We start from the raw sequence: 23,628 nt of genomic DNA, 5'->3' as shown, positions 1-23,628 counted from the left end.
ACCGAAATCTGATCGGAACCTCGGGCGCCAGCGTAATTCCCTCAGTTAAGCGCTATTCTTGCGGTGGTCGCTGTATCGCGGCCGCCGTACCACGCCACAGTCTCAGGGAGTGTAAGAATGATGAAAATTTTGTGTTTCGGCCGTGTATGGGGCTGGAGTCGACTGTGGATACTGCTACCGTTCTTTGCGCTTGGCGGCTGTGCCGGCCCATCGTTGGATGATTATAAAGATCGCTCACCAGCGTTAGTGCCCGACCAATTCTTCGCTGGCAATCTGTCTGCCCACGGAGTGGTCAAAGACTGGTCTGGCGCTGTTATTCGTACCTTTGACGCGGATATCACGGCATCATGGACCGAGCAGGGCGTGGGCACGTTAGACGAGGTGTTCCGCTTTGATGATGGCGAAGTACAAACCCGGGTATGGACCTTAACGCCAGACGGCGATAGTTATCGCGCCACCGCCGGTGACGTTACCGAAGCCGGCACCATGCGCTGGTCGGGCAATGCGATACACATGAATTATCTACTGGAGGTGGCCTATGGCGACGGCACCCTTGAGGTGCGCATGGACGACTGGATGTACCTGGTAACGCCAGATACGCTGATCAATCAGACCACCATGAGTAAGTGGGGTATTGATGTGGGCGAACTGGTTTTGGTCATTCAAAAACAACCGTAATCGCCAGTGCAGCGTGAATGGCTGTGAGCCAATTGAAAAGAAACAGGCTGATTAATTATGAAGCAATGGTTGATTGCGGTGGCGCTACTGGCGGCTGCTCTTGCAGCGGCTTGGCTGGTGCAGTATTACAACAGTAACACCGATGTGGGTACCGCTAGCACCCCCGAGCGGGCGCCCACATCGGTGGCTGTGGCCTTTCCGGAGCGCACCACGGTGAGCGACCGGGTAAAAGCGGTGGGTAATCTGCAGGCTGAAGATTCCATTGCTTTGACCACTGAACTCAGCGGCCGGGTGGTGCAGTTAAATCTTGAGCCCGGACAGCGAGTGGCCAAAGGTGACGTACTGTTACGCTTGGACGACCGCCAGGCTCAGGCCGACTTGCAGGTTATTGAGGCTCGCCTGGCTGACGCCAAACGCCAATACGATCGCGCCCGCCAATTAAGCACCAGTAACAGCATCGCTATTGCCCAGATGGACGAGCTGCGCACCGCCGCCGACGTGCTTCAGGCACAGCGCGTAGCGGCTAAAGTAAATTTGGAAAATCACCGCATCAGCGCCCCGTTTGCCGGTATTATTGGTCTCAGTGATATCAGCCTGGGCGCTTACGTTACCGCCGGCACCCGCCTTGCGACACTCGACAGTACCCGCCGTATGGAACTGAACTTCTCGGTGCCGGAACGCTACCTGGGCCAGCTTAAGGTTGGCCTGGCAGTGCAAGGCGAGTCTCCGGCCTACCCAGGGCAGGCGTTTGGCGGCGAGTTGGTGGCGCTGGATTCGCGGGTGAGTGAGCTCAACCGTTCGCTGGCGGTGCGCGCGCTGATCGACAACGCCGATGGTCGCCTGCGCCCGGGCCAGTTCATGTCGGCCAGCCTGACTCTGCAGCAGCGCCAGTCTTTGGTGATTCCTGAACAAGCGGTGATCGTGCGCGGTGATAACAGCTACGTGTTCGTGGCTGAAGATGGCATCGCCCGGCGTCTGACTGTGAGCCTGGGCGCACGTCTGCCGGGCCAGGTAGAAGTGACTGAGGGCCTGGAAGACGGCGCCGAGGTTGTCGTGACCGGTCAGGATCGTTTGAGCAGTGGTGAACGAGTGTCGCCGAATCCTGACGCACAGCTGCCCGCTAACCGCTTTATTTCCGGCGCAGGCGCAGACAACGGCGGGGAGTCTTAAGTCATGGTGCTGTCCGATGTATCTATCAAGCGACCTGTATTTGCCACGGTATTGAGTTTGTTGATTGTGGTGTTTGGTTTGACTGCGTTAATGGGGCTACCGGTGCGCGAATACCCGGATATCGACCCGCCGGTGGTGTCCATCAGCACCGATTACACCGGCGCCGCCGCCGAAGTGGTGGATACTCAGATCACCGAATTGATTGAAGGCGCCATCAGCGGTATCGAAGGCATACGCTCTATCGAATCGTCCACCGAACAGGGCGAATCCCGCACCAGTATTGAATTCAACACCAGCCGCGATATCGACATTGCCGCCAACGACGTGCGCGATGCGGTATCGCGCATCAGCAACCAGTTGCCGGAAGAAGCCGACGCACCGGTGGTAAGTAAAGCCGATTCCGACGCCCGTCCAATGATGTGGATCACCCTGCGCAGTGACGTATGGGACAGCGCCGAACTGAGCGATTACGCCGATCGTGTCTTGGCAGACCGTTTCTCGGTGCTGGACGGTGTGGCGGACGTGCGTATTGGAGGCGAACGGCGCTACGCCATACGTGTATGGCTAGACCGGGAAAAGCTGGCCGCGCGGGACGTTACCGTCGCCGAGGTGGAACAAGCGTTAAGGGCCAATAACGTCGAATTGCCTGCCGGTTCGGTAGAGTCTTCTACCCGCAACTTTACGGTGCGCGCCGAGGGCCGGCTGACCACTGTTGATGAGTTTCGTAACCTTGTGGTACGCCGCTCCGGTAACGACCTGCTGCGCCTGGGCGAAGTGGCTAATGTGCAGATGGGCGTGGAAAATGATTCCGGCACCTTTCGTGCCAATGGCCAAACATCCATAGGCCTGGGTATCATCCGCCAATCCAAAGCCAATACAGTGGCAGTGTCTGACGCGGTATTGGCAGAGCTGGTGCAGATCCGCGAAACTCTGCCCCCAGAAGTGAATATCTCGGAAAGCTACGACGAATCGGTGTTTATTCGTGCGTCGATCAAAGAGGTTATAACCACCCTGGCCATTTCTGTGGCCTTGGTAATTCTTGTCATTTTTTTGTTTTTGCGTTCCTGGCGTGCCACCTTGATCCCGGCAGTGACCATTCCAGTCGCGGTAATTGGTGCTTTTATCGGCCTGGGTTTTCTTGGTTTTTCCATCAACGTGCTGACATTGCTGGCAGTGATACTGGCCATTGGCCTGGTGGTAGATGACGCCATTGTTATGCTGGAAAATATTCAGCGCCGCATTGATGACGGTGAAGCGCCGTTGCTGGCGGCCTATTACGGTGCGCGCCAGGTGGCGTTTGCGGTGATTGCCACCACCGTTACCTTGGTGGCGGTGTTCGTGCCCATTTCTTTTATGGGTGGCAACGTAGGCCGATTGTTCGCCGAATTCGGTTTTACTTTGGCCGCCGCGGTGGTGTTTTCCAGCTTGGTGGCGCTTACTCTGGCGCCCATGTTGTGCTCAAAATGGCTGCGCCCTAGCCCCAAGGCCGGGCAGACCAGGGGTTTTTGGGCGGTCATTGAAAAAAGTTTTGATGGTCTTGCCAGTGGCTATCGCAGGGGATTGGAATTTGCCCTGCGTCAGCCCGGTTTGTGGTTGGGATTAGGGCTGGCGGGGCTGGTGGCCGCCGGTGCTATTTATCCCCAGTTGCCGCAAGAGCTGGCGCCGACCGAAGACCGTGGCACCATTATCATGCCGGTCAGCGCTCCCCGCGGCGCCACCGTGGAATTCACCGACCACTACGTGCGTCAGGCTGAAGCTCAGCTGTTACCTTATATTGAAGACGGCGTCGCCAGCCGGATGCTGTCCATTGTGGGCTTTCGGGGTGAGGAAGACCGCGGGTTTATGATCATGGGCCTGGTACCCTGGAACGAGCGTGACATCAAACAGCAGGATGTGACCAATCAGATTCGCCAAAAAATGAGCCAGATCTCCGGCGCGCGGGTTATTCCCATCAACCCGCCAGGCCTGGGCCAGCGCGGTTTTAGCCAGCCGGTGGAATTTGTGGTGGCGGGGCCGGATTACGAATCGGTGCAGGCCTGGAGCGAAGAACTGATTGAACGGGCGAAACAGAACCCGAACCTTCTCAGCCTGGAAACCGACTTCGAACTGACCCGACCGGAATTGCGGGTAAACGTAGATCGCGAGCGCGCTGCCGACCTGGACATTACCGTGCAAGACGTGGGTTTAACCCTGCAAACCATGCTGGCTTCGCGCCAGGTGACCACTTACATTGACCGTGGCCGCGAATACGATGTGGTGGTGCAGGCCGCAGATGCTGACCGTGCCACGCCGGAAGACCTGGGCCAGATTTTCCTGCGCCCGCGGGAAGGCGGGCAGATGGTGCCTTTGCAGGCGTTGGTGAGCTGGGAAGAAATCGGCGCCAATCCGGATTTGCGCCGCATCGACCGGTTGCCAGCGGTGGTGATCAGCGGCTCCCTGGCTGACGGTTATGATCTGGCTTCCGCGCTGGATTACCTGAACACCCTGGCGATGGACACCCTGCCGCCGGAAGCGCGGGTAAGCTATCGCGGGCTGTCGCGGGAGTTCCAGGAATCTTCATCGGCCATTTTTATCACCTTTGGTTTGGCCTTTTTGATTGTATTTTTGGTGTTGGCTGCGCAGTTTGAAAGCTGGATTCATCCGCTAATTATCATGTTGTCGGTGCCCTTGTCGATTACCGGTGCACTTATGGCCCTGTGGTGGACCGGTATCAGCCTGAATATTTACAGTCAGATTGGCATTATTATGTTGCTGGGGTTGATGGCGAAAAACGGCATTTTGATTGTTGAATTTGCCAATCAACTGCGGGATCAGGGCTATTCGGTACGCGACGCCATTGTGGAAGGCTCAGTGTTGCGTTTCCGCCCGGTGCTGATGACCACCATCTCTACGGTGTTTGGTGCTATTCCTCTGGTACTGGCCACCGGTGCCGGCGCCGAAAGCCGTGCCGCCATTGGCGTGGTCATACTGGGGGGACTTGTGTTTGCCACTAGCATGACGCTGTTTATTGTGCCGGTGCTATACAATCTGCTGGCGCGCTTTGCCAGCTCTGCCAACGCTGTTGAACGAAAGTTGGAAGCGCTCAGTGAGCAGTCCTGATATCAATACTAATATCAGTTCGAGTAGCAGCTCGAGTCAGTTTCAGCTATTGCGCCAGCGGCGATTTTTGCCGTTCTACCTGACCCAGTTCAGCGGCGCTTTTAACGACAACCTTTACAAGAACGCGCTCTTGCTGTTGATCACCTTCACCACCGCAGGCTGGGCCGGCCTGCCGGTGGACCTGGTGGTTAATTTGGCTGCATTTTTGTTCATTGTGCCCTATTTTCTGTTTTCCGGGCTGGCTGGCCAGTTGGCTGACCGTCACGAAAAAGCCCGTATTATTCGCTGGGTGAAAGCCGCAGAAATCGTCATCATGACCTTGGCGGCGTTAGCGTTGTGGCAAGGATGGTACGGCGTATTGCTGTGTCTGCTGTTCTTGATGGGCACCCAGTCCGCTTTTTTTGGCCCGGTCAAATATTCCATTTTGCCCGAGGTGCTGGAGCCCAGCGAGCTGGTGGGTGGTAATGGTCTGGTGAGTGGCGGCACATTCGTGGCCATATTGCTGGGCACCATTGCCGCCGGCGTACTGGCCAGTTTGCCCCTGGCAACTCCGCTGATAGCCTTTGCCGTGGTCATCATGGCGCTATTGGGCTACTTGAGCGCGCGCCAAATACCCGCGACAGCCGCGCCGGAACTATCAAAATCAATGAGCCCCATGCGCTGGCAGCCCCTGCGGGAAAGTTGGCGTCTGATGGCGGTGGCCGCCGAACAGCGCTCGGTGTTGCTGGCGATATTGGCCATCTCCTGGTTCTGGTTTTTGGGCGCAGCCTATCTAACCCAGTTCCCCAATTTTGCCCGGCTGCATCTGCAGGGCGATGAAACCGTTGTTACCTTGTTGCTGTCACTGTTTATTGTCGGAATTGCCAGTGGTTCGGTGTTGTGTGAGCGGCTAACCCACCACAGTGTCAGCCTGACGCCCGTGCCCTGGGGCGCCCTGGGTTTAACCTTACCGGGTATCGATCTGTTTTTCGCACTGCCGGCCAGCGCCGTGCCAACCACCTGGTGGTTGTTACTGAGCCAACCTGAATACTGGAGGCTGCTGGTCGATCTGGTGTTGATTGGCGCCGCTGGTGGGCTCTTTATTGTGCCCTTGTACGCTTATATTCAGAGTGCCACCGAGGCCCATAAACGCGCCCGCATTATCGCCGCGCTGAACGTCATCAATTCGTTGTTTATGGTGGTCAGTGCACTGGCGGGTATGCTGCTGCTGGGAATTGCCGGTTTGAGTATTCCATTGTTTCTGTTGATCTTGTCTGTGGTGAATCTGCTGGTGCTGCCGCTGGTGTTACGGATTCGCCGCTACAGAGGGCAGGAATCAGCCGTCAACCATGTGGATAAATAAGTGAACAAGCTTCAGGCAGCAATTGAATTTGTTTTTTTAAAGGTAGAAAAAACAAGTTGTTATGCTGTTAATAAGGGCAGTAAACATATGCGTTGATCTGTGGATAACTTTATAGTGACGGACTTGAACTAGGTCTGACAAGCGGTTGAAATCTAGCCAGTTTCACGGCCATTTCTGAGGCCGCTGAGGAATTTTGTTAAGGCGTACCGTAACTGGTTAAAATTTGCACATCCCGACTGCAATTTAACAGCCGAGGCGTTATACTCGCGGCCTCGTTTTTACTCGATTCTGTTCCCGTTGTTTGAGGTGATTTGTGGATTTTCCGACCCGTTTCGATGTAATTGTTATTGGTGGTGGCCATGCGGGCACCGAAGCCGCGTTGGCAGCGGCGCGCATGGGCTCACACACCCTGTTGCTGACCCACAACATTGAGACCCTGGGGCAGATGTCCTGCAACCCGGCCATTGGCGGTATCGGTAAAAGCCATCTGGTAAAAGAAATTGACGCGTTAGGCGGAGCCATGGCCCGTGCCACCGACAGGGCCGGCATCCAGTTTCGCGTGTTGAATGGCCGCAAGGGCCCCGCCGTGCGCGCTACCCGCGCCCAGACCGACCGCATTCTGTACAAAGCGGCCATCCGTGAAATACTGGAAAACCAGCCTAATTTGACTCTGTTCCAGCAGTCCGCCGATGACCTGATTGTGGAGAACGAGCGGGTAACCGGCGTAGTCACCCAGACCGGCATCCGTTTCCTGGGAAAAACAGTGGTTCTAACCACCGGTACTTTTTTGGGCGGCATCATACACATTGGTATGAAAAATCACGCCGGTGGCCGTGCTGGCGATGCTCCGGCCAATGCGTTGGCTCAGCGCCTGCGGGAGTTACCGTTTAACGTTGGCCGGCTGAAAACTGGCACGCCGCCGCGCATTGACGCCCGCAGCGTAGATTTTTCAGTGATGCAGCAACAGTGGGGCGATGACCCAGCGCCGGTTATGTCGTTTATGGGTTCCCGCGCTGAACACCCACGGCAAGTTTGCTGTTATATCACCCGTACCACCGAAGAAACCCACGACATCATCCGCAGCGGCTTTGACCGCTCGCCGATGTTCACCGGCAAAATTGGCGGTGTTGGCCCACGCTACTGCCCGTCTTTAGAAGATAAGGTAAGCCGGTTTGCCGATAAGAGCTCGCACCAGATTTTCGTCGAGCCTGAAGGCCTGACCACGCACGAGCTTTATCCCAACGGCATTTCCACCAGCTTGCCGTTTGATATCCAGATTAGGGCAGTGCAGTCAATTCCGGGTTTTGAAAAGGCCCACATCATGCGCCCGGGCTACGCCATTGAATACGATTATCTGAACCCGCAGGATTTACGCCACACCCTGGAAACCAAGTTCATTCAGGGTTTGTATTTCGCCGGCCAGATTAACGGTACTACCGGTTACGAAGAAGCGGCAGCGCAAGGCTTGCTTGCGGGCATTAACGCAGCACGTCAGGCGCAGGAAAAAGACGCCTGGTATCCGCGCCGTGATGAGGCCTATATTGGTGTACTGGTGGATGACTTGATCACCATGGGTACCTCCGAACCTTACCGCATGTTCACCAGCCGCGCCGAATACCGACTTATTTTGCGCGAAGACAACGCTGACCTGCGCCTGACCGACAGCGGCCGTGAACTGGGTCTGGTAGACGACGAACGCTGGAGTAAATTCAACACCAAGCGCGATGCCATAGGCACCGAACGCAGTCGCCTGGAAGGCACGCGTGTGCACCCGAACACCGCCGCGGGTGAGCGCGCCAATCAGTATTTGAAGCAGCCCCTGGGCCGCGACCACACGTTGGCCGAGCTGCTGCGGCGCCCGGAAATCGTGTACGCTCACATTGCCGATATCGCGGAATATCGGGCCGATGACGCCATAGTGGCTGACCAGGTTGAAATCGAAATTAAGTACGAAGGCTATATTTCGCGCCAAGCCGATGAGATCGAGCGCCTGCGCAAAAATGAGAACACCGCGCTGCCAGTCGATCTGGATTATGGCATAATTGGCGGGTTATCCAACGAAATCAAGCAGAAGCTAGGAGCCGTGCGACCCGAAACCGTCGCCCAGGCATCCCGAGTTCAAGGCGTTACACCAGCCGCCATAAGCCAGATTCTGGTGCATATGAAAAAGCGCGACTTGTTGCGCAAGCAGAGCGCGTAAATGGCACAGAATTCAGTATGGCAGCGTCAGCTTGACGAAGGCCTGGCGCAAATGGAGCTCAAGCTCGACGTCAGCCAACAGCGACAGCTGCTGGCATTTTTGGCGTTGCTGGCTAAATGGAACAAAGCATTCAACCTGACCGCTGTGCGTGATGAACGCGAGATGGTGTCGCGGCAACTGCTGGACAGCCTCAGCATTTTGCCGTTTGTGACCACCCACCACTTGCTGGACGTTGGAGCTGGTGGCGGTTTGCCGGGAATTCCGCTGGCCATTGCCTTGCCAGACACGCGCTTTACTCTGCTAGACAGTAACGGTAAGAAAACCCGCTTCCTTAAGCAGTGTGTGCTGGAGTTGGGATTGCGCAATCTGGACGTTATTCACAGTCGCGCCGAGGCGTACCAGCCCCGTGAGCTGTTTACCCAGGTCAGCAGCCGTGCATTTGCCGCACTGGACAACCAAGTGAACTGGTGCGACCACCTGCTGGCAGGTAACGGTGAGTTTATTGCCATGAAAGGCCAGTATCCCGATGATGAAGTGGCTGCCCTTGGCCGTGGTTGGCAGGTAAACTCGTTTTATAGGCTGGCAGTGCCCGGCGTAGAGGGTGAACGTAACGTGCTGATTATTGGCCGCAACGGACACCCACACTGAGGAATTCAGCAGCGCTGATCCTCTGACCAACAATCAATTCCGACATGGGAGGCAAGCGATGGCGCGCGTGATTGCGGTGACCAATCAGAAAGGCGGTGTGGGTAAAACCACCACCTGCGTCAACCTTGCCGCATCTCTGGCCGCGACCAAGCGCCGGGTGCTGTTGGTAGACATGGACCCCCAGGGCAATGCCACCATGGGCAGCGGCATTGATAAAAACGCCCTGCAACTCTCTGGTTATGATTTGCTCACCAAGCGTGCCAGCGCCAGTGAGATCATCATTTATAACGAGATGGGCGGTTACGACATCATGCCGGGTAACGGTGATTTGACCGCAGCTGAAGTGGAGCTGATGACGGAAATCGGCCGCGAGCATCGCCTGCGCCAAGCCCTGAACCCGCTTCGCGACAACTACGATTACGTGTTGATTGATTGCCCTCCATCGCTGAACCTGTTGACGGTGAACGCGCTGTCGTTCGCCGATTCCATTCTGATTCCGATGCAATGTGAGTATTACGCGTTGGAAGGCCTGGCAGCGCTAATGAACACGGTGCAGCAGATTCAGGAAACGGTAAATCCTAATCTGCAGGTTGAGGGCATTCTGCGCACTATGTACGACCCCCGCAGCAGTTTGACGCGGGATGTGTCTGGCCAGCTCACCGAATTTTTTGGCGATAAAGTGTACCGCGTCGTCATTCCCCGCAACGTGCGCCTGGCGGAAGCGCCCAGCCATGGCATGCCTGCCTTGAAGTACGACAAAGCCTCGAAAGGCGCTATTGCCTACCTGGCTTTGGCGGGTGAAATGGTTCGCCGGCACGGAGCAAAGAAAGCATCTGACGCGGTTGCGGTGTAAGATGCCGCCAACGCAAAACGCAATTTGATGGACATTAACGGAAACAGTGGCTGACACCATGGCGGCGAAAAAACGAGGACTTGGGGAGCGCGGGCTAGGAGCCCTACTAGCGAATTCCCGCGTAAATCTGGAGCAGACACCGGCCAGCCAAGACGGCGAGTTGCGGGATATTGCTCTGGATTTGATTCAGCGTGGCCGCTATCAGCCGCGCCGCGATATGGACCCGGCAGCCCTGCAAGAGCTGGCCGACTCCATTCGCCAGCAAGGCGTGATGCAGCCAGTTGTGGTACGCCCTCTGGCCGCCGAACACTTTGAACTGATCGCGGGTGAGCGCCGTTGGCGCGCCGCCCAGATGGCAGGCCTGGAGTCGATACCGGCTATTATCCGGGACGTATCAGACGAAGCGGCCATCGCTATGGCCCTGATCGAGAACATTCAGCGCGAAAACCTGAACCCCATCGAAGAAGCGTTTGCCCTGCAACGTTTACAGGACGAATTCGGGCTGACTCAGGCTCAAGTGGCCGAAGCAGTCGGCAAGTCACGGACCACCATTACTAACTTACTGCGCCTGATTGGCTTGACCGAAGATGTGCGGCTGATGCTGGAACATGGCGATCTTGAAATGGGCCATGGCCGCGCCATGCTGACTCTGGCGCCAGAGCAGCAAATGCAGGTTGCCCGGCAGGTGGTGGCACGTTCATTGTCGGTGCGCCAAACCGAAGCTATGGTGCGTCAGCTGCAGCAGGAGAAACCCGATAGCGGCACAATGGCCAAGCCCAGGGTAGACCCAAATATCCGGGCTTTGCAGGACGATCTGGCCGAGCGTCTGGGCGCACGGGTGGCTATTAATCACGGTCAGCGTGGCAAGGGCAAGTTGGTGATTGAGTACAGTTCACTTGATGAGCTTGATGGCATTTTGGGTCACATCCGTTAAATTGCCAGGTCTTTTGAACTTTCGAGCCCCCTCCCAAAGTATGATGCTGCTGTTATACACAATATATAGTGGCGAAAACTAAGCTAACGCCTATTTGTGTCGGATAAGAGCCAGACTTGGTTATTCTGCAGTTTCTCACGGCCTGTCGCGGTTCGGGTTTTGTTGATTCATGCACATTGAACATATACAATTCGCGGCGCTAATGTCAGTGTGTCTGTTCATTTTTCATGCGGCATCGGTTAAAAACACCAAGTCCTAGGACAAACATGGCCAAACCAACTCTGGGTGGCATTCAACGCCCGCCCATCGAACGATGGTTGGCAATAGAAAGTGTGGTACTTGTCCTGGTCAGCCTGGCATTTTTGTTGCGTGGTCAGGTTTCCGGTTATTCAGCGCTTCTGGGCGGTCTCATTTTTCTGCTGCCCCACGGTTATTTTGCGTTTAAGGCGTTCCGCTACTCCGGCGCGCGGTCTGCCAAAAAGATCATAAGCTCTTTTTATCAGGGTGAGTCCGGAAAGCTCATTCTGTGCGCCATCTCGTTTACGGTGGTATTTAAATGGATTCAGCCGCTTGACGTAGCGGCACTTTTTTTAACATTTGCGATCATGCTGGTCGCCAACTGGTTCACGCCGTTTTTGGTAAACAGCACGCAGCGACGCTAACAGGACCTGAGAGAACGATATGGCAGGCAAAACCGCATCCGAGTATATCCAGCATCACCTCCAGAACCTGACCTATGGGCAGCTGCCGGTAGATTACGAACGTTTTGACGGTACTGTGCTTTCTGAAACATCCTGGACCATTGCACAAACGTCCAAAGAAGCTGCCGATATGGGCTTCTGGGCAATTCACGTAGATACCATGGCCTGGGCCATCGGTCTTGGCGCATTGTTTCTTTTTGTATTCCGTCTTGCCGCCAAGCGGGCAACCTCCGGGGTTCCCGGCGGTCTCCAGAACTTCGTCGAAGTGATGGTCGAGTTTGTTGATACCAGCGTTAAAGAAACGTTTCACGGAAAAAATGCCGTTATTGCACCGTTGGCACTGACTATTTTCTGTTGGGTTTTCTTGATGAACCTGATGGATCTGATACCGGTTGATTTCATTCCGCATCTGTTTACTCTCGCAGGTTTCCCGTTCATGAAGATCGTTCCGACTACGGACATCAACGTGAGCCTGGGCATGGCGCTGTCAGTATTCGTGCTGATTATCTATTACAGCATCAAGATCAAAGGCGTGAGCGGCTTCGTGGGCGAACTTACGCTGCACCCGTTCTCATCTGACAATTTTTTCCTGAAGCTTGTGCTAATTCCGATCAACCTGCTTCTGGAAGGTGTCAGCCTGCTGGCCAAGCCAGTTTCACTGGCGCTGCGTCTGTTTGGTAATCTTTACGCAGGCGAGCTGATCTTTATTCTGATTGCTCTGCTGCCTTTCTGGGCGCAGTGGGCATTGTCTGTACCCTGGGCGATCTTCCACATACTGATCATAACGTTGCAAGCCTTCATCTTTATGATGCTGACCATTGTGTACCTCAGTATGGCGCACGAAGACAGTCACTGATTTTTTATTGAAAACGTAGTTCTAAACCCCTAACCCTTAAACTGAAAAACTAAACTGAAAACTGGGAGTTATCATGGAAACTGTAGTTGGAATGACCGCGATTGCTGTTGCATTGCTGATCGGCCTGGGCGCACTGGGCACCGCTATCGGCTTTGGTATTCTGGGTGGCAAGTTCCTGGAAGGCGCCGCGCGCCAACCAGAAATGACCCCGATGTTGCAGGTCAAAATGTTTATCGTTGCAGGTCTGCTGGATGCTGTAACCATGATCGGTGTTGGTATTGCACTGTTCTTCACCTTCGCCAACCCGTTTGTTGGCCAGCTTGCCGGTTAATCGAATCGCCACCGGAATGTTCCGGAAAGGTGTTTTCTTACATAACAGGCGAGAGGTGAAGACGTGAACATTAATTTGACGATTCTTGGTCAAGCCATCGCGTTCTTTATCTTTGTTGTTTTCTGCATGAAGATGGTCTGGCCTCCGGTCATTGCCGCTTTGCAGGAACGACAAAAGAAGATCGCTGACGGACTTGCTGCTTCAGATCGTGCGGAACGTGACCTTGAACTGGCGCAGGAAAAGTCAGCTCAGGAACTGCGTGAAGCCAAGCAGCAGGCCGCCGGCCTTATTGAGCAGGCTAACAAGCGCGCTGCCCAAATTGTGGAAGCATCCAAGGATGACGCCCGCAAAGAAGGCGAGAAGCTGATTGAGCAGGCCAAGGCCGAAATTGTACAAGAACTGAATCAGGCTCGTGAGGCGCTGCGTGCAGAAATTGGCGTCATAGCCATTGCGGGTGCCGAGAAGATTCTTGAAACCTCTGTCGATGCCTCCAAGCACAACGAAATGTTGGAAAAACTGGCGGCAGAACTTTAAACGACGAGGTTCATCATGGCAGAACTGAGAACGCTGGCCCGTCCTTACGCAAAGGCAGCATTTTCTGTAGCCCGGGAGCACGACCAGCTTGCTGAGTGGCACCGGGTACTGACGATCGCCGGACAGGTTACTGCGATTAAAGACATTCGACAGCTTCTCGCGAATCCGGGTCTGGAAGAGCAGAAGAAGGCAAACATGATTCTAGAGGTTGCTGAAGCCGGCGACTCGGAACAGGTACGCAACTTCTTTGCCGTGCTGGCTGAAAACGGCCGGCTCGTTCTTCTTACCGAGATTGCAGCGCTCTTCGACACGTACTGGGCTAATCTGAAGCGCACGGTTGATATCGAAGTGACCGCAGCCTTTGAACTGACGGACGAACAGCAAAACAAGCTCGCCCAGGCACTCTCGAAAAAGCTCGAGCGGCAAGTATCACTCGTAGCGTCATTAGACAAATCACTGATTGGGGGTGTGATTATCCGCACTGGCGATATGGTGATTGACGCATCTGTACGCGGAAAGCTGACTAAGCTGGCCGACGCTCTGGGCTCCTGATTTCAGCACAAGGTTTGAGGATATTGGCATGCAGCAACTGAATCCATCCGAGATCAGTGACATCATCAAGAAGAGAATCGAAAAACTTGATATCTCTTCTGAAGCAAAAAATGAAGGCACCATTCTGTCTGTAGCAGACGGGATTGTGCTTATCCACGGTCTGGCCGACGTTATGTCGGGCGAAATGATCGAATTCGCCAACGGCGAATTCGGCATCGCTCTGAACCTGGAGCGCGACTCTGTTGGCGCCGTAGTTCTGGGTGATTACGAAGATCTGGCTGAAGGCCAGAAAGTTCGTTGCACTGGACGTATCCTGGAAGTTCCGGTTGGCCCGGAATTGATGGGCCGCGTTGTAGACGGTCTGGGCAATCCTATTGATGGCAAGGGCGAGCTGGGTACCACCCTGACTGATGCGGTTGAAAAGGTAGCACCGGGTGTTATCGAACGTCAGTCGGTTGACCAGCCTATTCAAACCGGTATGAAAGCGATCGATACCATGGTTCCGGTTGGCCGTGGCCAGCGCGAGCTGATCATCGGTGACCGCCAAATTGGTAAGACCGCTGTTGCCATCGACGCGATCATCAACCAGAAGAATTCCGGCATCAAGTGTATCTACGTTGCCATCGGTCAGAAACAGTCGTCGATCGCTGCGATTGTGCGCAAGCTGGAAGAGCACGGCGCGATGGATCACACCATCGTTGTCGCCGCAGGCGCGGCAGATCCGGCAGCCATGCAGTTTTTGGCACCGTATTCCGGCACCACCATGGGCGAATACTTTCGTGACCGTGGCGAAGACGCTCTGATTGTGTACGACGACCTGTCAAAGCAGGCTGTTGCTTACCGCCAGATCTCTCTGCTGTTGCGTCGTCCGCCAGGTCGTGAAGCCTATCCGGGTGACGTGTTCTATTTGCACTCCCGTCTGCTGGAGCGTGCCTCCCGTGTGAATGCGGACTACGTTGAAAAGTTCACCAACGGTGAAGTGAAAGGTAAAACCGGTTCTTTGACCGCGCTGCCGATCATCGAAACCCAGGCAGGTGACGTGTCGGCTTTCGTACCGACCAACGTAATTTCTATCACGGATGGCCAGATCTTTCTCGAGACCAACCTGTTTAACTCCGGTATCCGTCCGGCGATGAACGCGGGTATTTCGGTATCGCGGGTAGGTGGTGCAGCTCAAACCAAGATTATGAAGAAACTGGGCGGTAACATTCGTCTGGCTCTGGCTCAGTACCGTGAACTGGCGGCTTTTGCCCAGTTCGCCTCGGATCTGGACGAAGCCACCCGTAATCAGCTTGAGCACGGCCAGCGCGTTACCGAGTTGATGAAGCAGAACCAGTACAGCCCGATGTCTGTGGCTGAAATGGGGACCGTTCTGTATGCCGCTAACGAAGGCTTCCTTGATGACATAGATGTCACCAAAGTAGTTGAGTTCGAAGCACAATTGCTGGATTGGATGCGTGCCGAGCAAAAAGATCTGCTTGAGAAAATCGGTGCTGCCGGCAACTACAACGATGACGTTGCCGCTGGCCTGAAAGCTGCGCTGGAGAAATTCAAGACCACTCAAACCTGGTAACAGCGCCGGCCCGCTGCGGCGGGCCTGTTGGTCCAAATGAGTGTCTAACTTGAAAGGGCAGTGACCTATGGCCATCGGAAAAGAAATACGTAATCAGATCGGCAGCATCAAGAGCACGCAAAAAATCACCAGCGCCATGGAAATGGTGGCGGCGAGTAAAATGCGCAAAGCTCAGGAACGCATGCGGGCGACTCGGCCTTATGCGGAAAAGATGCGCCAGGTAATTGGACACATTGCCAAGTCCAACAAAGATTATCGGCATCCGTTCATGCTTGAGCGTGAGGTGAAGCGTGTAGGCTACATCGTTATCTCTTCTGACCGCGGCTTGTGCGGTGGTTTGAACAGCAACGCGTTCAAACTTCTGGTGCGTGAAATGCGTGACTGGAAAAATAAAGATGTTGCGATTGATCTTTGCGCAATTGGGCAGAAGGGCGCTTCATTTTTCCGCAGCTACGGCGGTAACGTGGTTGCGGCTCTTACGCACATCGGTGACGCTCCCAGCGCGGAAGCTTTGATCGGTAACGTTAAGGTAATGCTGGATTCTTTCCGGGACGGCAAGATCGACCGGTTGTACCTGATTAGCAACGAATTCGTCAATACCATGACGCAAATGCCGAAAGCACAGCAATTGCTGCCGCTGCCGGAAGGCAAAGAAGACGACATCGGTCACCAGTGGGATTACATCTACGAGCCGGATGCGCGCCCGATTTTGGATGCGCTGCTGCCACGCTATATTGAGTCCCAGGTTTATCAGGGAGTGGTAGAAAATCTGGCCTGCGAACAGGCTGCCCGGATGATTGCCATGAAGAGTGCTACCGATAACGCCGGTGACATTATTAAAGACCTGCAGTTGGTATACAACAAAGCTCGTCAGGCAGCCATTACGCAAGAGATTTCGGAAATTGTGAGCGGCGCGGCATCGGTCTGATTCGCCACAATCCTACTGGTATTATTGACTATGAAGATAGCGAGGAACCGAGCATGAGTAGCGGACACATCGTTCAGATCATTGGCGCGGTTATCGACGTGGAATTTCCACGTGATGCCGTGCCCGGCATTTACGACGCACTGCTGCTTGAAGGTGGCGAAACAACTCTGGAAGTTCAGCAACAGCTGGGCGACGGCGTTGTACGTACCATCGCGATGGGCAGCACCGAGGGCCTGAAGCGCGGCCTGAAAGCAGAAAACACACACAAGCCGATTTCAGTACCTGTGGGCACCAAGACTCTTGGCCGCATCATGGACGTTCTGGGTCGTCCTATCGACGAACAGGGCCCAATTGGCGAAGAAGAGCGTTGGGCGATCCACCGCAAAGCACCCGGTTATGCTGATCAGGCTGCATCTGCAGACCTGCTGGAAACCGGCATCAAGGTTATCGATCTGATCTGCCCGTTTGCCAAGGGCGGCAAAGTAGGCCTGTTCGGCGGCGCCGGTGTAGGCAAGACCGTTAACATGATGGAATTGATCAACAACATTGCGAAAGAGCACTCCGGTCTCTCCGTATTTGCCGGTGTTGGTGAGCGGACTCGTGAAGGTAACGACTTCTACTACGAGATGAAGGACTCCAACGTTCTTGATAAAGTAGCGATGGTTTATGGCCAGATGAACGAGCCCCCGGGAAACCGTCTGCGTGTTGCCCTGACCGGTCTGACCATCGCCGAGAAGTTCCGTGACGAAGGCCGTGATGTACTGTTTTTCGTAGACAACATCTACCGTTACACCTTGGCCGGTACCGAAGTATCCGCACTGCTGGGCCGTATGCCTTCCGCAGTAGGCTATCAGCCCACGCTGGCCCAAGAAATGGGTGAGTTGCAGGAGCGTATTACCTCCACTAAAAGCGGTTCCATCACGTCCATCCAAGCGGTATACGTACCGGCGGATGACCTGACCGACCCGTCACCAGCCACCACCTTCTCCCACCTTGACGCCACCGTGGTACTGAGCCGTGACATCGCTTCCAAGGGTATTTACCCGGCGATCGACCCGCTTGACTCCACCTCGCGCCAGCTAGACCCGCTGGTGATTGGTGAGCAGCACTACGCGGTTGCCCGTGGTGTGCAGAACGTTCTGCAGCGCTATAAGGAACTGAAAGACATTATCGCCATTTTGGGTATGGACGAGCTGTCGGAAGATGACAAGCAGATCGTATCCCGTGCCCGGAAGATTGAGCGATTTCTGTCTCAGCCATTCCACGTTGCTGAAGTATTTACCGGTTCACCGGGCAAATACGTGTCTTTGAAAGAGACTATCAGCAGCTTCGAAGGCATCCTCAATGGCGACTATGACGATATGCCTGAACAGGCGTTCTACATGGTCGGCACCATGGACGAAGCCGTCGAAAAAGCGAAGGCTATGAAATTGAAAGAAAGTAAGTAAATCTCTTTCAATTTCTGACCCAAGAGGCTTAGATAATGGCTATGACTGTACATTGCGACGTCGTAAGCGCTGAAAAGAAGATTTACTCCGGTCTGGTAGAGATGCTAATCGCTACTGGCTCAGAGGGAGAGTTGGGCATTCGGTTAGGCCATGCTCCGCTGCTGTCTGCGCTCAAACCGGGCGCTGTGCGGATCATCAAGCAAGGTGGTGAAGAAGAAATTCTGTATGTGTCCGGGGGCTACCTGGAAGTACAGCCGAATCTTGTCACCCTGATGGCCGACACCGCGGTGCGCGCGAAAGACGTCGACGAGGCCGCAGCATTGCAGGCCCAGAAAGACGCCGAAGCGACACTGGCGAATAAAACGGGCGAGTTCGAGTATTATCGTGCTGCCGCCGAGCTGGCAGAAGCCGCCGCTCAGCTACGCACATTGCAAAAACTGCGTAAGAACGTTCGTTAACATCGTTCGGCAGGGCTCGCCCTGAACAAGCCGCATCCCGGCGTGGGTAGCGGGTGTTGTGTCACCGTATTTGGTGAGTGCAATGCCGGCACCCACTGCAAGGATGCGGCTTTTTTATTATCTGCATCACCGTTAAACAGAGTCTGACCACAAAGGATGAGTTACCTCATGTCACCGCTGCACGTTGTTATTCTGGCCGCAGGCCAGGGCTCCCGGATGAAATCATCGCTGCCAAAGGTGCTGCACAAGGTTGCCGGGCGATCCATGCTGCACCACGTAATAGCAACCGCCCAAACCTTGGGCGCGGCGGGGATTCACGGGGTGATTGGCCATGGTGCCGATCAGGTAAAAGCCGCCTCTGCGGACCATAACGTCAGCTGGGTTATGCAGAAGCAACAGCTAGGCACCGGACATGCCGTTGCCCAAGCATTGCCAGACTTACCGGATGATGCGCGAGTGCTGGTGCTTTACGGCGACGTACCGCTGACCACGGCGGACACGCTGCAAGGGCTGGTTCAGAACCTGGATGAAAAAACCCTAGGGCTGCTAACGGTCACTCTGGATAACCCCCAGGGTTACGGCCGTATTCTGCGCAACAGTGCAGGCCAGGTAACGGCCATCGTCGAACAAAAAGACGCCAATGTGGAACAGCTGGCGATTTGCGAAGTGAACACCGGCATCCTTGCCGTCAGTGCTCGCCATCTGAAAACCTGGTTGCCACAGCTTTCCAGTAGCAACGCCCAGGGTGAATACTACCTGACCGATATCATCGCCATGGCGGTGCAGGCGGGCATGATGGTCAACGTTGCTCAACCGAGCAATGCGTTTGAAGTACAAGGCGTGAATAACCGTGTGCAGCTGGCTGAGCTTGAGCGCTGGTATCAAAGCCGCGAAGCCGAACGCCTGATGACAGAAGGAGCCACCTTGGCGGACCCGGCGCGGATAGACGTGCGCGGTGAGCTTAGCATTGGTAACGACGTGCTGATTGATGTCAACGTGGTGTTTATCGGTAAGGTGACCTTAGGTAGCCATGTGTCTATTGGCCCAGGCTGCGTGATCACCGATGCGACCATAGCTGACGGCGCGCAGATTCACGCTTACAGCGTGATTGAGCAAGCCAGTGTGGGTGAAAACGCCCAAGTTGGACCCTTTGCGCGCTTGCGGCCGGGTACACAGTTAGCGGCCAACACCAAAGTGGGTAATTTTGTTGAAACCAAGAAAACCATCTTGGGTGAAGGCAGCAAAATTAACCACCTGAGCTACATCGGCGATGCTACGCTGGGTGCCGGCGTGAACGTGGGTGCAGGTACCATCACCTGCAACTATGATGGTGTGAACAAGTTCCAGACGGTGTTGGGCGATGGCGTGTTTATCGGCTCCAACAGTGCCTTGGTCGCACCAGTCACTATTGGCGCTGGCGCCACGATCGGTGCAGGCTCGACCATCACCAAAGATGTCGCAGAGCAGGAACTGGCGGTTGCCCGCGGACGCCAGAGCAATATACCCGGCTGGCAAAAGCCGAAAAAACACTAAGCACGATTTCTTTTCACTGCTTTTCAAAACTTTCACACCGTTTTCACGACAATTTATACGACGAACAGGACAAACAGCATGTGTGGCATTGTAGGTGCGGTTTCAGAACGGGATGTTCACGGCATACTTCTTGAGGGACTGCGTCGCCTTGAATACCGCGGGTACGATTCAGCGGGTATGGCCGTGATTGACTCCGCAGCAAAGGTGCATCGCGCCCGCGAAGTGGGCAAAGTAGCGGCTTTGGCTGAAGCCATTGCTGCCAATCCGCCGGCAGGTTCTGTGGGCATCGCCCACACCCGCTGGGCCACCCACGGTGCGCCCTCGCAGATAAATGCACATCCACACATGTCTGGCGACCGATTGGCCATCGTGCACAACGGCATTATCGAAAACTATCAGGAGCTGCGCGAGGAACTGAAAGCCGAGGGCTTCGAATTCACCTCGCAAACCGACACCGAAGTGGTCGCCCACCTGATCGAGAAAAAATACCGCATCACCGGCGATCTGTATCAAGCGGTTAGCCAGGCGATCAGCCATCTGCGCGGCGCTTACGCCCTGGCGGTCATACACGCCGATGAACCCGATCACATGGTCGTGTGCCGCGAAGGCAGTCCGCTGGTGGTTGGTGTAGGCATCGGCGAGAACTTCATCGCATCTGACCAACTTGCGCTGCTGCCGGTTACCGACCGCTTCATGTTTTTAGAAGAAGGCGATATGGCCGACATTCGCCGTGACCGCATGGATATTCGCGACCGTGAAGGGCAAGTGGTAGAACGCACAGTGAGTCGCTTTGAACACGGCAGCGATTCCGCTGATAAGGGCGAATATCGCCACTTCATGCTGAAGGAAATCTTTGAGCAGCCGCGTGTAATCAAAGCCACCATGGAAGGCCGGGTTACAGCCAAAAAAGTATTGGAACAAGCGCTGGGAACGTCCGCTGGAGACCTGCTCAAGAACGTGCGACACGTACAGATTATTGCTTGTGGCACCAGTTACCACGCTGGCATGGTGGCCCGTTATTGGATTGAAGACTTGGCCGGTGTGCCTTGCTCGGTAGAAGTGGCTTCCGAGTTCCGCTATCGCAAGCATGTGATTCAGCCCGACACCCTGTTCCTGTGTATTTCTCAATCCGGTGAAACCGCCGATACTCTGGCTGCCCTACGCCAGGCAAAAAAAGCCGGCTTCCGCGCGGCGTTGGCCATTTGTAATGTTCCCGGCAGCTCGCTGGTGCGCGAATCTGATTTGGTGATGATGACCCAGGCAGGCCCGGAAATCGGTGTGGCCTCCACCAAAGCCTTCACCACCCAGCTCACTGCGTTGCTGATTTTCACTCTGGCGTTGGCGCGCCACAACGGCTTGAGCGAAGAGCGCGAAGCCGAAATCGTCGAGGCGCTTCATAAGGTGCCGGGGCAGGTCGAGCAGGTTCTGGCTCTGGACAGCGCCATCGCCGAGCTGTCTGGCGCCTTTATGGACAAAGTCCACAGCCTGTTCCTGGGCCGCGGCTCTCTGTTCCCGGTGGCGCTGGAAGGTGCCCTGAAGCTGAAAGAAATTTCCTACATACACGCCGAAGCCTATCCGGCCGGCGAGCTCAAGCACGGCCCGTTGGCGCTGGTAGACAGCGACATGCCGGTCGTCACCGTGGCCCCGAACAATGCGATGCTGGAAAAGCTCAAGTCCAACCTTGAAGAAGTTCGCGCCCGCGGCGGCGAACTGTTTGTGTTTGCAGACTCTCAAGCCAATGTGAAGGCGGAAGAAGGTCTGCACGTGTTGTCACTGCCGTCGGTACACGAGATTACCGCGCCCATCGTTTACACCGTGCCTTTGCAGTTGCTGTCGTATCACGTTGCCGTGCTTAAAGGCACGGATGTGGACCAGCCTCGCAATTTGGCGAAGAGTGTCACGGTGGAATAAGCCTAGCAGGACACTCTCGATATCTGTCAGAGTATATTAAAGTTTGATAAAAAAAGTCTCCTGTTATTCTCAATTTAGCAGGAGACCTTTTTTCATGACAGACACCAATAAACGCATCGATCCTAGCCACGAAAAGCGACTCAAGACTCGTGGTAAGGGAGTGGGCAAAGCCTATGAGCCGTTCATCAAAGTTCATGAACTCAGCAGCCAGGGTGAAAGCGTTCGAATCCGAAGTGCTTCCGTCGGGCGAGTACATCACCTGCTATCCGGGATAGAACTTTTTGCCTTCCTGGTTTTCGACCAATTTGAGAAAACCATCGATATCCGTGAACAATATCCTCTGCCAATCGAAGATAGTCTTGATATTTGTGCCCGCCTGGGTATCCGTCATCCTCAGATTCGCGGCCTTCTGAATGTGGTTTCAACCGACCTTTTGATCGACCTGTCTTCTGGTAAGCAACTGGCTATTGCCGTCAAACCCTCATCCGAACTGGCAAAACCAAGAGTTATAGAGAAGCTTCAAATTGAAAAATCGTTCTGGGAAGCCCGCGGTGTGGAGTGGAGGATTTTCACTGAGAGGGAAATAACTGATGGTATGCGAGAAAACCTACTCTGGATTCAGCCTTATTTAAACCATGATATGACTGATCATCAGGAGCTGAGCGTTGCCGAAGTGCGGGACCTTTTGCATCGCTTAGAGCCCCACCCCCGAACCAAAACGACGCGGCTGTGCGCGAAGCTTGACGACCAATATGGATTAGAGCCCGGGTTCCATCTGAGCACCCTTAGACATGCGGTAGCCTTCCGGTTCATACGGGTACCCCTGAATAAAGCGTTCCACAGCTGGACCTATGGGGGGGATCTCACACTCAGAGCAACCTTGCGAGTCAGCGAGGTGAACAATGCTTCTTAACCGAGTTTTCACAGAACCAGAGACGAACAAGCGTTACAGAGTTGTTCTGGAGCAGCTAAGTGATTTAATGCTAATCGATGTAGATAGCGAGAAAGCCTGGCCTTTCTCTGTCTCGGAAGAAGAGTTCCAAGCAGTTGGATATCAACTTATCGCTGATCCGTATCCTTTGGTTAATGTCGAAGAGGGAAGTGTTGGCGCTATAAGGCGGGATGAAGCTTGGAACACGATTAGCCCCTTGCTTGAGCATTATTCATCATTGTTCATCAAGAGTGAACGTAATCAGCTTATATATCAGCTGCTAAGAACTACGGACAAGCCAAGGCTTTATATCACCCGCCAACTTCGCCGTTATTGGCAGAGAGGAATGGTGCCAAATGCCCTGGCACCGGATCACCATAAATGTGGGGCCAGAGGGCAACCGAGGCGCAAGGTTGAAAACAAGGTCGGGCGGAAGCGAACGGTTTCTCCTGGGGTGGGTGTGCCAGTAACGGAAGAAGTCGCGGAACTCTTCAGAATGGCGCTTGATGGTTTTTATCTGACCAACGGAAAGGTGCCGTTGACCGCTGCAAAGGACAAGGCCGTTGGCCTTTTTAAGGCGAGATACCCGACTGCTACAGAATCGGCTATCCCGACATTGGCGCAGTTTCGGTACTTTTTTAAAACTAACTATTTGAATAGCGAAGCAGTTCGGAAGCGAACACCTGCGCGAATTTATCAAAAGGATATGCGGGCACTGACCAGCACGTCAGCGAATCTGAATTTTGGCCCCGGAGCACGGTACGAAATCGATGCGACGATTGCTGATCTCTATCTCGTGGCTGAGAGTTCTTCTGCTCGAAACCACACCCATGATGCAGGAAGTTGGTATGCGATGTTACCTTCTTGGAAACGGGCAGGCTCCGAATATTTATTTGTCTTAGCCAGAACATAGTCATGGTGGTTCCAGCAAATAAGAGGTTAAGAGTT

At 54.7% G+C, this 23,628-nt stretch carries 21 protein-coding genes; all 21 read left to right on the top strand.

What is annotated here, in order from left to right; genetic code table 11:
* Window positions 1–117 precede the first annotated feature (117 nt).
* The gene (locus MIH18_RS13140; RefSeq protein WP_249006942.1) at window positions 118–678 is read left to right on the top strand and encodes a DUF3833 domain-containing protein; all 561 of its coding nucleotides are present in this window, start codon (window positions 118–120) and stop codon (window positions 676–678) included.
* A gap of 57 nt (window positions 679–735) precedes the next feature.
* Window positions 736–1,848 carry an efflux RND transporter periplasmic adaptor subunit gene (locus tag MIH18_RS13135; protein ID WP_249006941.1) on the top strand — a complete coding sequence of 371 codons (1,113 nt, stop codon included), beginning with the start codon at window positions 736–738 and terminating at the stop codon, window positions 1,846–1,848.
* Window positions 1,849–1,851: 3 nt separating this feature from the next.
* Window positions 1,852–4,947 carry an efflux RND transporter permease subunit gene (locus MIH18_RS13130; protein ID WP_249012583.1) on the top strand — a complete coding sequence of 1,032 codons (3,096 nt, stop codon included), beginning with the start codon at window positions 1,852–1,854 and terminating at the stop codon, window positions 4,945–4,947.
* Complete coding sequence (locus MIH18_RS13125) at window positions 4,934–6,289, top strand: MFS transporter (RefSeq protein WP_249012582.1); 1,356 nt, start codon at window positions 4,934–4,936, stop codon at window positions 6,287–6,289. Before MIH18_RS13130 ends, MIH18_RS13125 begins: the two co-directional genes overlap by 14 nt.
* A gap of 313 nt (window positions 6,290–6,602) precedes the next feature.
* Entirely contained in the window at window positions 6,603–8,489 is a 1,887-nt protein-coding gene (gene mnmG, locus MIH18_RS13120; RefSeq protein ID WP_249006937.1) for a tRNA uridine-5-carboxymethylaminomethyl(34) synthesis enzyme MnmG, read from the top strand.
* Window positions 8,490–9,137: a 16S rRNA (guanine(527)-N(7))-methyltransferase RsmG gene (gene rsmG / locus MIH18_RS13115; RefSeq protein WP_249006936.1), complete on the top strand. Its 648-nt coding sequence runs from the start codon at window positions 8,490–8,492 to the stop codon at window positions 9,135–9,137.
* Window positions 9,138–9,195: 58 nt separating this feature from the next.
* Entirely contained in the window at window positions 9,196–9,990 is a 795-nt protein-coding gene (locus MIH18_RS13110) for an AAA family ATPase (RefSeq protein WP_249006935.1), read from the top strand.
* A gap of 58 nt (window positions 9,991–10,048) precedes the next feature.
* Window positions 10,049–10,924, top strand: a complete 876-nt coding sequence (locus tag MIH18_RS13105) for a ParB/RepB/Spo0J family partition protein (protein WP_249009069.1) — start codon at window positions 10,049–10,051, stop codon at window positions 10,922–10,924.
* A 266-nt stretch (window positions 10,925–11,190) separates the two neighbouring features.
* Window positions 11,191–11,586, top strand: a complete 396-nt coding sequence (locus MIH18_RS13100; protein ID WP_249006934.1) for a F0F1 ATP synthase subunit I — start codon at window positions 11,191–11,193, stop codon at window positions 11,584–11,586.
* 19 nt (window positions 11,587–11,605) lie between these two features.
* Window positions 11,606–12,481, top strand: coding sequence for a F0F1 ATP synthase subunit A (gene atpB, locus MIH18_RS13095; RefSeq protein WP_249006933.1), 876 nt, complete (start codon window positions 11,606–11,608; stop codon window positions 12,479–12,481).
* A gap of 73 nt (window positions 12,482–12,554) precedes the next feature.
* Window positions 12,555–12,812, top strand: a complete 258-nt coding sequence (atpE, locus tag MIH18_RS13090; RefSeq protein ID WP_026224019.1) for a F0F1 ATP synthase subunit C — start codon at window positions 12,555–12,557, stop codon at window positions 12,810–12,812.
* A gap of 63 nt (window positions 12,813–12,875) precedes the next feature.
* On the top strand, window positions 12,876–13,346 hold the full coding sequence (locus MIH18_RS13085) for a F0F1 ATP synthase subunit B (protein ID WP_249006932.1): 471 nt from the start codon (window positions 12,876–12,878) through the stop codon (window positions 13,344–13,346).
* Between the two features lie 15 nt (window positions 13,347–13,361).
* The gene (locus MIH18_RS13080; protein WP_249006931.1) at window positions 13,362–13,898 is read left to right on the top strand and encodes a F0F1 ATP synthase subunit delta; all 537 of its coding nucleotides are present in this window, start codon (window positions 13,362–13,364) and stop codon (window positions 13,896–13,898) included.
* Between the two features lie 28 nt (window positions 13,899–13,926).
* Window positions 13,927–15,471 (top strand): F0F1 ATP synthase subunit alpha, encoded by a 1,545-nt coding sequence (atpA, locus tag MIH18_RS13075; RefSeq protein ID WP_249006930.1) that lies wholly within the window; start codon window positions 13,927–13,929, stop codon window positions 15,469–15,471.
* Window positions 15,472–15,538: 67 nt separating this feature from the next.
* Window positions 15,539–16,399 carry a F0F1 ATP synthase subunit gamma gene (gene atpG / locus MIH18_RS13070; RefSeq protein WP_249006929.1) on the top strand — a complete coding sequence of 287 codons (861 nt, stop codon included), beginning with the start codon at window positions 15,539–15,541 and terminating at the stop codon, window positions 16,397–16,399.
* A gap of 53 nt (window positions 16,400–16,452) precedes the next feature.
* Window positions 16,453–17,847, top strand: coding sequence for a F0F1 ATP synthase subunit beta (gene atpD, locus MIH18_RS13065; RefSeq protein WP_249006928.1), 1,395 nt, complete (start codon window positions 16,453–16,455; stop codon window positions 17,845–17,847).
* A 35-nt stretch (window positions 17,848–17,882) separates the two neighbouring features.
* On the top strand, window positions 17,883–18,305 hold the full coding sequence (locus MIH18_RS13060; RefSeq protein ID WP_249006927.1) for a F0F1 ATP synthase subunit epsilon: 423 nt from the start codon (window positions 17,883–17,885) through the stop codon (window positions 18,303–18,305).
* Between the two features lie 168 nt (window positions 18,306–18,473).
* Window positions 18,474–19,838 (top strand): bifunctional UDP-N-acetylglucosamine diphosphorylase/glucosamine-1-phosphate N-acetyltransferase GlmU, encoded by a 1,365-nt coding sequence (gene glmU, locus MIH18_RS13055; protein WP_249012581.1) that lies wholly within the window; start codon window positions 18,474–18,476, stop codon window positions 19,836–19,838.
* 78 nt (window positions 19,839–19,916) lie between these two features.
* A complete protein-coding gene (gene glmS, locus MIH18_RS13050; RefSeq protein WP_249006925.1) occupies window positions 19,917–21,749 on the top strand; it encodes a glutamine--fructose-6-phosphate transaminase (isomerizing) in 1,833 nt (610 codons plus the stop codon).
* Window positions 21,750–21,843: 94 nt separating this feature from the next.
* Window positions 21,844–22,662, top strand: a complete 819-nt coding sequence (locus MIH18_RS13045; RefSeq protein WP_249012580.1) for a TnsA endonuclease N-terminal domain-containing protein — start codon at window positions 21,844–21,846, stop codon at window positions 22,660–22,662.
* Window positions 22,652–23,593 carry a hypothetical protein gene (locus tag MIH18_RS13040; protein WP_249012579.1) on the top strand — a complete coding sequence of 314 codons (942 nt, stop codon included), beginning with the start codon at window positions 22,652–22,654 and terminating at the stop codon, window positions 23,591–23,593. Before MIH18_RS13045 ends, MIH18_RS13040 begins: the two co-directional genes overlap by 11 nt.
* Window positions 23,594–23,628 lie beyond the last annotated feature (35 nt).

Source organism: Marinobacter sp. M3C (assembly GCF_023311895.1).
Taxonomy (GTDB): Bacteria; Pseudomonadota; Gammaproteobacteria; order Pseudomonadales; family Oleiphilaceae; genus Marinobacter.
The sequence above is the reverse complement of the archived record's forward strand: the minus strand, read 5'-3'. Positions and strand labels throughout refer to the sequence as shown.